Below are 12276 nucleotides of genomic sequence, written 5' to 3' on the forward strand. Positions count from 1 at the left end.
TCAGCCGCAGACCCGCTGGAAGGGCTCGTCCGGGAGGTAGACCTGCCATTCCTGGCGGGTCAGCGAGCCACCGGCCATGGAGCAGACCTCCGCGAACGGGGCGGCGGGGAGCGGCGGGAGGTCCCACAGCCGGAGACCACCGCCGCCGGCGGTGGCGAGCCTGCGGCCGTCCGGGCCGACGGCGAGGCTCTCGACCTCGCCGGCCGGGCTCTCCAGGGGCATGCCGATCTGACCGCGGGTGGGGATGTCCCACAGGCGTACGGTCCGGTCGGCGCCCGCGCTGACCAGGTGCTCGCCGTCGGGGGTGAAGGCCACGGCCGAGACGGAGTCGGTGTGGCCGGTCAAGGACGGCCCGGCCTGCCTGGCCGTGGCCGGATCCCATAGGCGTACGGTGCGGTCGAGGCCGGCGGTGGCCAGGTACCGGCCGTCCGGGCTGTACGCGAGGCCCCAGACGGAGCCCGTGTGACCCCGCATCGGCGGGGCGGTCTGCCTGCCGGTGGTCACGTCCCACAGGCGGACGGTGGCGTCGTCCCCGGCGCTGGCCAGGTGCCGGCCGTCGGGGGCGAACGCCACCGCGCGGACGGATCCCTTGTGGCCGGTCAGCGCGGGGCCGATCCGCGCGCCGGTACCCGGGTCCCAGAGCAGGATGACGCCGCCGAGGTCCGCGGTGGCCGCGTACCGGCCGCCGGGGTCGTAGGCGATCGCGGTGAGCAGGACGGTGTGGCCCCGCGAGGGCGTGTTGACCTGGATACCGAGGGCCGCGTCCCACCACCGCACGGTCAGGTCGTCGCCCGCGGTGGCCAGCCGGGTGCCGCCGGGGCCGTACGCCACCCCGGCGAGGGGGCCCGTGTGGCCGCGCAGCGGGGGGCCGATCCGCTCCCCGGTGGCGGCGTCCCACACCTGTGCCGTCCCGTCGAGGCCCGCGCTGACCACGCGCCCGCCACCGGGGGCGAAGGCCACGCTGTCGACGGACCCGGTGTGACCGCGCGGCCCGGCGGCGGGCCTGCCGGCGATCGTGTCCCACATCCGCACGGTGCCGTCGTCCCCGGCGCTGGCCAGCCGTCCGCCGTCCGGGGCGAACGCCACCGCCTGCACGGGTCCGGCGTGGCCGCGCAACGGCGACCCGAGCTGCCCGCCGGTGGCCGCGTCCCACAGCCGCACGGTTCCGTCGGCTCCCGCGCTGGCCAGCCGGGTGCCGTCGGGACTGAACGCCACCCGGCGGACGGCGCCGGTGTGGCCGCGCGACGGCCGGACGAGCCGCTTGCCGGTGGCCGCGTCCCACAGCCGAACGGTCCCGTCGGCTCCCGCGCCGGCCAGCCGGGTGCCGTCCGGGCTGAACGCCACCCCGAGGACCTGGTCGGTGTGGCCGCGCATCGGCGCGCCGACCGGCTCGCCGGTGGCGGCGTCCCACAGCCGCACGGTCTGGTCGAAGCCGCCGGTGGCCAGCCGCCTGCCGTCCGGGGAGAACGCCAGCGCGAACGCGGGACCGGCGTGGGGATAGGCCTGCGGACGCACCTGCCTTCCCGTGGCCACGTCCCACACGCGCAGGGTCTGGTCGTCGCCCACGCCGGCCAGCCGCCTGCCGTCCGGGCTGAACGCCACCTCCGAGACGGAGTCGGTGTGGCCGGTCAGGGGTGCCCCGACCTGCTTGCCCGTGACCGCGTCCCGCAGCCGCACGGTTTCGTCGAAACCCCCACTGGCGACGACCCTGCCGTCCGGCGAGAACGCCAGCGTGTGGACGGTACCGGCGTGGCCGGGCGACGGCGGGGCCGTCTGCTCCCCGGTGGACGCGTCCCAGAGCCGCACGGTGTCGTCGTCGCCCCCGCTGACGAGGCGCCTGCCGTCGGGGCTGAACGCCAGTGCCCGGACGGCGCCGCCGTGACCGGTCATGACCTTGCGGGCCGGACGCAGGAGGGCACCGAGCAGGACGGCCCGGGCCTCGCGGGTGGGGGCGACCCACCAGGCCGCCGTCCCCAGCCGCCACGCCAGCCCGGTGTCGTTGTCCACGACGCTCCGGCTCTGGGCCGCGAGCTGGCGGGACAGGGCGTCCCGCGCCTCGGCCGCCGACGTCAGGGCCATGGACGTGGCGGCGCCGGCGGCGGTCAGGGAGGCGACCAGCAGGACGGCCAGGGCGATCACCGTCAGGCGGCGGCGGACGGCCCGGCGGGCCGCGACCTCGGTGCCGGCGTCCAGGAAGTCGCGGGCGGCGGCCGGGAGGGTGGGATGGCGCGCCGGGTCGCCGTCCCACCGGGCCCGGGCGTCCCGCGCGGCCGCCAGGCGGGTGCCCTGGTAGAGGAACGCCGGGTCGCGGCCGTGGCGGTCCCAGGTCGCGGCGTCCTCGGCGACCTGCTGGTGGATCAGCAGCGTGGCACGGTCGGCCTGCAACCACTGGCGCAGCTGCGGCCAGGCGCGGATCAGGGCCTCGTGCGCGAGCTGGACGGTGTTCTCGTCCACGGTCACCAGGCGGGCGCGGACGAAGGCGTCCAAGGTGCGGCGGGCCGCCGCGTGGTGCGGGGAGCCGGGCGGAGGGAGCAGTGCGGCGGGCGGGAGGCGGTGGCGGGTGTCGTCCTGGCCGTCACCCAGGCGGACCAGCCGGGTGAGTAATCGGCGGGCGGCCAGGCGGCCGGGCTCGTCCAGGTCCGCGAGGGTGGTGTCGGCCGTCTTCGCCAGGGAGCGGCCGATCCCGCCGGTGGCGCGGTAACCGGCCAGGGTGAGGGTGCGGCCCCGGCGCTGCTGCCAGGTGGCCAGCAGGGCGTGCTGGAGCAGCGGCAGGACGTCGGCGGTGCCGGTGGCGCGGCCGAGGTCGTCGAGCAGCAGGTCCGCCAGGCCGGGTTCCAGCAGGAGTCCGGCCTTCTCGGCGGGGCCCTCGATGGTCCGCCGCAGTTCGGCGGTGCTCATGGGCCTGGTCACGAAGGCGTGCTCCAGGGCGGGCACCAGCTCGGGATGCGCCGCGCAGTGGCCGAAGAAGTCGGCCCGGACCCCGATCACGACCACCGCCGCGGGCGGCTCCCCCGCCGGGGCGGCGCAGGCCGCGTGCAGGGCGCGGACGAACAACCGGCGCAGCTCCTCGTCGGGGCAGGCGGTGAACAGCTCCTCGAACCGGTCGGCGATCAGGACCGGGCGCCGGTCCGGCGCGCCGCGGGCGAGAAGCCCGCGCAGCACGGAGGGGTCGGCGCCGAGGCGCCGGCGCAGCTCCGCGGGGTCCCGGCCGTCCAGCGGGGCGAAACGCCCGGCGAGAGTGCCGAGCGGGTCGGGGCCGGGGGTCAGGAGCACGGCCTCGGTGCCGGAGTCGTGGAGCAGGGCGGGGAGCAGCCCTGCACACAGAAGGGACGACTTGCCCGAGCCGGACGGGCCGGTGATCACCAGGGGCCCGGGGCGGGTGAGCCGGTCGGCGACCCGGGCCACCAGGAGGCGGGTGAGGTCCTCGCGGCCGAAGAAGTACCCGGCGTCCTGCGGGCCGAACGCGGCCAGCCCCCGGTAGGGGCTGAAGCCGTCGTCCCCGGCGGCCTCGTCCGGCGCGGGGCCCGCCGGGTCCGGGACGTGGCCGCCGGGTGACCGGTAGGCGGGGTTGGGCGCCAGAGGGAGGCGGTCGCCGTGGTCGGTGGCCTGGCGGCGGGGGACGGGGAGGCCTCGGCCGGGAAGGGCGCGCGACAGCGAACGGTGGACGTCGTCCAGGGTGAGGAGGCGCGGGGCGGCCGGGTCGCCCTCGGCCAGCAGGCGGATCAGGGCGCCGCTGAAGGCGGTGTGCCGGTGCCCGGCCGGAGCCCACGCGGTCTCGTCCCGCGCGGCGGCGGTCAGCAGGTACGTGCCCTGCGGAGACGCCTCGAAGACCTCGCCGGGACCGCCCCCGGACGCCCCGGCGGCGCGGCCGGAGAAGCAGCAGTCCAGCAGGACGACGATCCGCGGCGCCCGGCAGCGGGCGAGCACCTTCCGCACGGTGGCGTACGGCAGGGCCTGGTGCTCGGGGATGCCCCGCGTCAGGTCGGCGGTGGCGTGCGTGGCCAGGTGGAGGGTGTTGTCGGCGGCCACCAGGCCGTGGCCCACGTAGTGGATCAGCAGCGCGTCGCTCGCCTCGTCCGCCGCCGCGACCAGCGCCGCCCCGAACTCCTGCGGCCCGGCCGGGTCGACCAGGACGGTCAGGCCTGCGGGGTCCAGCCCCGCGGCCTCGGTCAGGCGGCGCCCCAGGTCGGCGACGGTGGCCGCCGCGGCGGGGACCGGCGGGAGCCGGGAGCCCGGGGCGTACCGGCCCGAGGCCACCAGCAGGGCCCGGGCGCCGGGCGCGGCGAGCAGCAACCGGTCGCCGGGCGTCGTGGGCCGTCCCGTGGCCGTGCCCCCGTCGCCGGGGGTGGCGGGTAACGGGCGGGTCACTCCGTGCCGGTGGCCGGCCGGGCGTCGGCGGCGACGGCGTCCTGGGGGCTGCTCTCGTGCCGGGGGGTGTTCTCGTCCTGGGGGATGTTCTCCGGGAAGTGGCAGGCGACCTGGTGGCCGGTGAGCAGTTCGACCAGGGGGGGTTCCACCGTCTTGCAGACTTCCTGGGCTTTCCAGCAGCGGGTGTGGAAGCGGCAGGCGGACGGCGGGTTGATGGGGCTGGGGACGTCGCCCTGGAGGCGGATGCGTTCGCGTTCGGTGCGGCGCTTCACGTCGGGGATGGGGACGGCCGAGAGCAGCGCGGTGGTGTACGGGTGCATCGGGGACTTGTACAGGCTGGTGCGGTCGGCGATCTCCACGATCTTGCCGAGGTACATCACCGCCACGCGGTCGCTGATGTGCCTGACGACCGAGAGGTCGTGGGCGATCACGACGTAGGTGAGGTCCAGTTCGTTCTGGAGGTCTTCCAGGAGGTTGACCACCTGGGCCTGGATGGAGACGTCCAGGGCGGAGACCGGCTCGTCGGCGATGATGAGCTTGGGCTTCAGGGCGAGGGTGCGGGCGATGCCGATGCGCTGGCGCTGGCCGCCGGAGAACTCGTGGGGGTAGCGGTTGTAGTGCTCGGGGTTGAGGCCGACCAGCTCGAGGATGTCCTGGACGGCCTTCTTGGTGCCGTGCTCGGTCTTGACGCCCTGGATGCGGAACGGCGCGCCGACGATGGCGCCGACCGTGTGGCGGGGGTTGAGCGAGCTGTAGGGGTCCTGGAAGATCATCTGCATGTCGCGGCGCAGGGGGCGGAGGTGCGCCTGGGACATGTGGCTGATGTCGTTGCCCTCGAAGACGATCTTGCCGCCGGTGGGCTCCAGGAGCCGGGTGATCAGGCGGCCGGTGGTGGTCTTGCCGCAGCCGGACTCGCCGACCAGGCCGAGGGTCTCGCCCTTCACCACGTCGAAGCTGAGGCCGTCGACCGCCCGCACCGCGCCGACCTGGCGCTTGATCAGGCCTTTGGTGATGGGGAAGTGCTTTTCCAGGCCCTGGACGGACAGCAGGGGCTCGGGCGCGCTCACACGGACTCCAGGTTGGGCTTGATCTCGTTCTCCCAGATGGCGCGCCGTTCCTCGCGCGCCAGATGACAGCGCACCAGGTGACCGCCCTCGGTCTCCAGCAGGCCGGGTACGTCCGACCGGGCCTTGCCGCCGGTGCGCTCCTCGAAGGTGCACCGGGGGTGGAACGCGCAACCCGTGGGGAGATTGATCAGGGACGGCGGAGTGCCCTTGATGGGGATGAGCCGGTCGGTGCGCTCCTGGTCCAGCCGGGGCATCGAGCCGAGCAGGCCCCAGGTGTAGGGGTGCTCGGGGCGCTCGAAGATGTCCTCGGCGGTGCCGTACTCGATGCACTTGCCGCCGTACATCACCAGGATGTCGTCGGACAGCTCGGCGACCACGCCGAGGTCGTGGGTGATGATGATCAGCGCGGAGTTGAACTCCTGCTGAAGGTCGCGCATCAGGTCCAGGATCTGCGCCTGCACGGTCACGTCGAGGGCCGTGGTGGGCTCGTCGGCGATCAGCAGCTCGGGGTCGCAGGACAGCGCCATCGCGATCATCGCGCGCTGCCGCATGCCGCCGGAGAACTCGTGGGGGTAGCTGTCGACCCGCCGATCGGGCTGCGGGATGCCGACCCGGCCGAGCATGTCGATGGCGTGCTTGCGCGCCACGGACTTGCTGACCTTGTTGTGGATGCGGTACGCCTCGATGATCTGCGCGCCCACGGTGTAGTAGGGGTGCATGGCCGACAGCGGATCCTGGAAGATCATCGCCATCTTCTTGCCGCGCAGCGTGCGCACGTGCTCGGCGGACGCCGAGACCAGCTCCTCGTCCTCCAGCCAGATCTCGCCGGAGATGCGCGCCCGGCCGCCCTTGTGCAGGCCGAGGATGCCGAGGCTGGTCACGCTCTTGCCGGACCCGGACTCGCCCACGATGCCGAGGGTGCGGCCGCGCTCCAGCTGGAAGGAGAGCCCGTCGACCGACTTCACCAGGCCGTCGTCGGTCGGGAAGTGGATGCGCAGGTCCTTCAGTTCCAGAAAGCTCACACGAGCCTCACTCTCGGGTCGACCACCGCGTACAGCAGGTCCACGATCAGGTTGGCCAGCACGACGAAGAACGCGGTGAGCAGCGTCACGCCGATGACCTTGGGCAGATCCTGGTTGGTGATCGCGTCGATGGCGTACTTGCCGATGCCGGGCAGCGAGAAGGTGCTCTCGGTGAGCACCGCGCCGCCCATCAGCAGCCCGACGTCGAGGCCGAAGATGGTGATGATCGGGGTGAGCGCGCCGCGGAGTCCGTGCTTGACGACGACCACGCGCTCGGTCAGGCCCTTGGCCCTGGCGGTGCGGATGTAGTCCTCGTTCATCGTCTCCAGCATGCCCGACCGCGTGAGCCGCGCGTACCCGGCCGCGTAGAGGAAGGCCAGCGTGATCCAGGGCAGGATCATGCCGTACGCCCACAGCGCGGGGTTGGTGAAGAACGGTGTGTAGGTGCCGCCCGGCGCGGTGATCGCGAAAGGACGGCCGTAGCTGAACACCACCAGCGACACGATGCCGGTGAAGAAGATCGGGAGTGACACGCCGGCCAGCGCGACGGTCATCGCCGCGCGGTCGAAGAAGCTGCCGCGCCGCAGGGCCGACAGCACACCGGTCGCGACGCCGGTGATGAGCCAGATGATCGCCGCCCCGAGGGCCAGCGAGAAGGTGACCGGTAGACGGTTGACCAGGTCGGGCCAGACCGGGAGCCGGGTGAGGAAGGAATACCCGAGGCACGGGGCCGGGCAGTACTCCTTGCCGGGACCGTAGTCGTAGTCGGCGCCCGCCACGATGCCCTTGGCGAAGCGGCCGTACTGCACGATCAGCGGGTCGTTGAAGCCCAGCCGCTCGGCAGCGATCTTCACCTGCTCGGCCGTCGCCGTGCGGCCCACGTACCGGGCCGCGAGGCTCTCGCCCGTGGCACCCGCCAACCTCGGCACCAGGAAGAAGATGCCGAAGGTGATCACGCTCACGATGGCGAGCATGGCGACCGCCCAGACCAGGCGGCGGATGATGTAAGTGACCACAGTCCCCCCGGCTCCGGGGGCCGGCCGGTCGACCGGCCCCCTGCCGTGTTCACGTGCTTTTCGTCGGATCTATCTGGTCGGCCGGCGAGTGGTTACTCGACGCCCATGTTGAGGTAGTCGTACATGCCGAACGCGTCACTGTAGAACACGTTCGTCACGCCCTTGCCGCGGATGAGGAGGCTCTTGGCCCACAGGCCGGGCAGCACGAAGGCGTCGTCCATGACCTTCTGGTCGATCTGGCCCCAGATGCCTTCACGGGCGGCGATGTCGGTCTCGGTGGCCGCCTGGTCGAGCAGCTTGTCGACCTCGGGGTCGCGGACGCTGATGTTGGACGAGCCACCGGTCTCGCGGATGACCCGGCTGTCGACGATCTGGGACAGGAAGCCGTAGCCGTCGGGCCAGTCGGCACCCCACCCGTTGACGGCCAGGCCGATCTTGTTGTCCTTCGCGTAGCCCGGCTTGCCGGCGTACAGCGCGTAGTAGTCGGTCTGCGGGAACGGCTTCAGCGTGAGCTTGATGCCGACCTTGCCGAGGGACTGCTGCAGGGCCTCGGCCGCCGCCTTCTCCTTGGGACGCTCGGCCCGGTAGGAGATGTTGGTCTCGAAGCCGTTCGGCTGGCCGCAGGCGGTCAGCGCCTCCTTGGCCTTGGCGGTGTCGCCGTGGCCGTCCGCGCCGCTCGGGTACGGGTTGATGTCCTTGTGGCCGGGGATGCCCGGGGGAAGCAGGCTGGTCGCGATCTGGCCACCGGAGAACTCGCCTCCGTAAGCGGTCTGGTAGGCGACCTTGTCCGCGGCGTACTGCACGGCCTTGCGGCAGTCGAGGTTGTCCAGCGGCGCCACGTTGCCGTTGACCGAGGTGTACCAGAGCCGCGTGATGGTCGGGTTGTCGGTGTTGGCCTTCAGCGCCGGGTCGGTCAGCACGCGGCCGAGGGTGGCCGGCTGGGCACCGGTGCCCGCGATGTCGACGTGCAGGTCGCCGGAGAGCAGACGGTTGTCGATGTCGTCGGCGTTGACGTTGGTGGTGACCTCGTAACCGTCGGGCAGGGCCTTGCGGTTGGGGTCGGTCGCCGGGTCCCACTGGTCGTTGCGGACCAGGTTGAAGCCCTTGCCGATCTCGTTCTTGTCGAACTTGTACGGCCCGGACGAGATGATGTGTTCCTTGTACTTGGCGCCGGTGTCCTTGGCCTCGGGCACCGGGATCGTCGCCGGGAGCTGCGCGAAGTAGTCGAAGCCGCTGTAGGCCTGCGACAGGTGGAAGACGATCGTCCGGTCGTCGGGGGTCTCGATCGCGCTGTCGGTGTTGACGCCCTTGGACTTGTAGGGGCCCTTGTAGTCCTTGGGCAGGTCCAGGGTGTCGTTGAAGTAGGTGTACCCGTCGGGGAACACCTCCTTGTCCAGCGACCGCAGCACGCCGTACTTGACGTCCTTGGACGTGATCGGGGTGCCGTCCTCGAACTTGACGCCCTCGCGGAGCTTGTACGTCCAGGTCTTGGCGTCGTCGCTCGGGGTGCCCAGGCTCTCGGCCAGGTCGGGGATGAGCTGGCTGCTCTCCTTGCCGGGACCCGGCTTGAACATCACCAGGGAACGGCCGTAGAGACGGACGAAGTTCCAGGAGTAGCCGTAGTAGGTGTCGGCCGGGTCGAGGGAGTCCCAGTCACCGGCGTTCGCGAACTTGAGGATGCCACCCTTCTTGTCGGAGGGGTTGAACACCTGGGTGAGGGCGGCGTTGAATTCCCCCTTCGCGCCACCCCCCGCCGGCGCCGCCGCCGAGCCGGACTGGCTCGCCGCCGGCGTGCCGCCGCCACCACAGGCGGACAGCCCTAGGGCGAGAACCGCGCTCAGCGCGGTCACCCCCAGCGTGGTCTTTCTCTTCATTGAGCAACCCCTTGTTATCGGTTGTCGGAGCCGGGGAACTTTGACGGAGAACGGGAGCGGGCTCACCGGGCCCTCGGGTCGAGAGCGTCGCGGAGACCGTCGCCGAAGAGGTTGAAGGCCAGCACGGTGATGAAGATCGCCATGCCGGGGAAGAACATGAAGTGCGGGATCGAGTAGAAGCGCACGGCCTCCGACAGCATGCCGCCCCAGGTGGGCGTCGGCGGGCGCACGCCCACGCCGAGGAACGACAGCGCCGCCTCGAACAGGATGTTCGTGGGGATCAGGAGCGTCGCGTAGATGAGGATCGGCGCCACCAGGTTGGGCAGCATCTCACGGAAGATGATGTACGGGCCGCGCGCGCCGAGGCTGCGGGCGGCGTCCACGAACTCCCGCTCGCGCAGTGAGAGGGTCTGGCCGCGCATGATGCGGCCGATGTACGGCCAGTTGAAGAAGCCGATGATGAAGACGAGCAGCGAGACCCGCAGCGCGTCGCCCGACAGGCCGAAGGCCGAGTCGGGCACGATGCCGGCCAGGGCGATCGCGAAGACCAAAATCGGGAAGGCGAGGAAGACGTCCATCGCCTTGCTGATGACCGAGTCGACCCAGCCGCCGACGTACCCGGCGACGACGCCGAGCACGGTGCCGATGACCACCGACAGCACCGTGGCGAAGAAGGCGATGAGCAGGGAGATGCGGGCGCCGTAGACGACCCGGCTGAAGATGTCGCGCCCGTTGACCGGCTCCACGCCGAACAGGTGGTCCCAGCTGATGCCGGTGCCGTCCTTGGGGGCCAGGGTCTCGGAGCTGATGAGGTCCTGGTTGAAGTCGGTGGGCGGGTGGCCGAACGCGCCGACGATCAGCGGGGCGAAGACCGCCACCAGGACGAGGAAGACGACGACGCCCGCGCCGGCCAGCGCGACCTTGTCGCGTTTCAGGCGGATCCAGGCGATCTGGCCGAGTGACCGCCCCTGAATCACCCGGGCGGGTGATCCCTCAGCTACGGCTTCGGGCGCGGCCGTCGCGTCCGAGCCGGAGACGTCGAGCGGTGCGGTCATGGTGTCGGCCCCCTGGATCCCAGACGACGTGGTCGCACGGCGCACCGCCCGGCCGGGTTGCGGGCGCGCGCCGCCCATTCTTGGCGCGGCGGGTCGCGTTCACGACCCCCGGAGGCAGAATCTACGTGCTGAGCTGCACTGACCAGTACTTGAGCGCGCTATGTGGCTCAACTGTGATTCACGCGAAATTCATTCGTGTTGATCTTGAACCGAATGTCCGCGACACGTCTGGGTTCTGTCCCGGAACCGTGACACGGGACCGGGAACCGTTATGCCACAGGGCTCGCCATTCGACGGCCCGTTCACAGAGATTCCCCCGCCGGCTTCCGGAGGGCGGATCGCCGATCTTAGTCCGCCCTTTCGCACCCCACCCGGCACGCCACCGTCGTTACCGAACCGCAACCTTCCGGCCACCTCGTTCCGGCCCCCGCCGGACCGGTGGCCGGCACCCCGCTAGCTGATGCCGCGGCGCTTGAGGATCTCTTCGATGTCGGCGAGGTCGTCGTCCGCCGCCGGGGCGGCCGGGCGTGCCGTCACCGGGCGGGGGTTGGGCTTGGTGGGGGCCGTGGCGGAGGGCCCCCCGGACGGCGCCGGCGCGGGCCGCTCGGACTTGGCGGACTTGGCGGGCCGGGCGGCTCGGCCGCGGCGGCGCAGCACGCCCGACACCAGGAACAGCAGCGCGGACAGGGCGGCCACGCCGACGCCCGCCCACACCAGCGGCGAGAACACCAGGCCGGTGAAGAAGCCGCCCACGGCGGTGCCGACCTTCCAGAGGGCCGGGAGGGCGCCGGTGAGGTACGCGGCGATCGGGATCAGGGACCACGCGACGCCGCGCAGGCCGGCCCCCGCGCCGCGCCTGCGCATCGCCAGGAAGCTGAGCACCAGCCCGGCGGCGGTGAGGCCCGCGCACAGCGGGAACCAGGCGATCTGGTCGAAGGACATAGCGGCTCGCCCCTTATCGTTCGTGCCTGTCCTTCCATCCTGGCACGTGACGGCACGGCGGCTTCTCCTCCTGGAGGATGGGCCGTCCCCTAAGGGAGAAGGATCTCCGGTCCCCTACGGGAGCCGGACCCGGCCTTCCGCCGGGGCTCAGCCGCCGACGAGCTCGCGGAGGGTCCGCACGCCGACCTGCTTGAGGGACTCGACGATCAGGCGGCCCGGGGCGGGCGGCACGGGGAGCACGCTCGGGACGGCAACCACGGCGCAGCCGGCCGCGGTGGCGGCGGTGACGCCGTTCGGGGAGTCCTCCAGGGCGGCGCACCGCTGCGGGGACACGCCGAGGAGGCGGGCGGCCAGGAGGTACGGCTCGGGGTCGGGCTTGAACCGCGTCACGTCGTCGCCGGTGACGACGGCGTCGAAGTTGCCGCGCCCGACGGTGGCCAGCACCGCGTCGGCGACCGGGCGCCCCGAGGAGGTGACCAGCGCCGTGGGCAGGCCCTCGGCGCGGACCTCGGCCAGCAGCTCGGCGGCGCCGGGCATCATCTCGACGCCCGTCTCCAGCAGGGCGAACAGCCCCTCGTGCATCCACCGCTCGATCTCGTCCGGCTCGCGGCTCGACCCGCTCACCCGCAGCATGTACGCCACGGTGGCGGGCATCGAGCCGCCGACCAGCCGTTCCTGGTCCTCAGCGGTCCAGCCGTGGCCGAGCCGCCGCATCACGTCGGTCTCGACCTGGAACCAGTACTTCTCGGTATCGACCAGGAGACCGTCCATGTCGAACAGAACCGCTTCCACGCACCTTCTCCTGACGCCGCCGGAGTACCCCGGAAACGTTAGCGTCAGACGTTGAAGTACTTGGCCTCGGGGTGGTGGGCGACGAGGGCGGAGGTGGACTGCTCGGGGTGGAGCTGGTACTCGGGGGACAGTTCGACGCC

At 72.2% G+C, this 12276-nt stretch carries 8 protein-coding genes; all 8 read right to left on the reverse strand.

The window, feature by feature from the left end; translation table 11 throughout:
• The 8 genes from ACFP1K_RS21870 to ACFP1K_RS21905 all read right to left on the reverse strand — a co-directional run bounded on the left by ACFP1K_RS21870 (position 1) and on the right by ACFP1K_RS21905 (position 12136).
• A complete protein-coding gene (locus ACFP1K_RS21870) occupies positions 1-4368 on the reverse strand; it encodes a caspase, EACC1-associated type (protein ID WP_380756226.1) in 4368 nt (1455 codons plus the stop codon).
• Complete coding sequence (locus tag ACFP1K_RS21875) at positions 4365-5435, reverse strand: ABC transporter ATP-binding protein (RefSeq protein ID WP_380756228.1); 1071 nt, start codon at positions 5433-5435, stop codon at positions 4365-4367. The genes ACFP1K_RS21870 and ACFP1K_RS21875 overlap by 4 nt, the downstream gene beginning before the upstream one ends.
• Positions 5432-6457 carry an ABC transporter ATP-binding protein gene (locus ACFP1K_RS21880; protein WP_380756230.1) on the reverse strand — a complete coding sequence of 342 codons (1026 nt, stop codon included), beginning with the start codon at positions 6455-6457 and terminating at the stop codon, positions 5432-5434. The genes ACFP1K_RS21875 and ACFP1K_RS21880 overlap by 4 nt, the downstream gene beginning before the upstream one ends.
• On the reverse strand, positions 6454-7473 hold the full coding sequence (locus ACFP1K_RS21885; RefSeq protein ID WP_380756232.1) for an ABC transporter permease: 1020 nt from the start codon (positions 7471-7473) through the stop codon (positions 6454-6456). The genes ACFP1K_RS21880 and ACFP1K_RS21885 overlap by 4 nt, the downstream gene beginning before the upstream one ends.
• A gap of 92 nt (positions 7474-7565) precedes the next feature.
• On the reverse strand, positions 7566-9347 hold the full coding sequence (locus ACFP1K_RS21890) for an ABC transporter substrate-binding protein (RefSeq protein ID WP_380756234.1): 1782 nt from the start codon (positions 9345-9347) through the stop codon (positions 7566-7568).
• 62 nt (positions 9348-9409) lie between these two features.
• Positions 9410-10402, reverse strand: coding sequence for an ABC transporter permease (locus ACFP1K_RS21895; RefSeq protein WP_380756236.1), 993 nt, complete (start codon positions 10400-10402; stop codon positions 9410-9412).
• A 453-nt stretch (positions 10403-10855) separates the two neighbouring features.
• On the reverse strand, positions 10856-11344 hold the full coding sequence (locus ACFP1K_RS21900; protein ID WP_380756238.1) for a cellulose synthase: 489 nt from the start codon (positions 11342-11344) through the stop codon (positions 10856-10858).
• A gap of 147 nt (positions 11345-11491) precedes the next feature.
• Positions 11492-12136, reverse strand: a complete 645-nt coding sequence (locus tag ACFP1K_RS21905) for an HAD family hydrolase (protein ID WP_380756240.1) — start codon at positions 12134-12136, stop codon at positions 11492-11494.
• Positions 12137-12276 lie beyond the last annotated feature (140 nt).

The organism is Sphaerisporangium aureirubrum (genome assembly GCF_042658925.1).
GTDB classification, from domain to species: domain Bacteria; phylum Actinomycetota; class Actinomycetes; order Streptosporangiales; family Streptosporangiaceae; genus Sphaerisporangium; species Sphaerisporangium aureirubrum.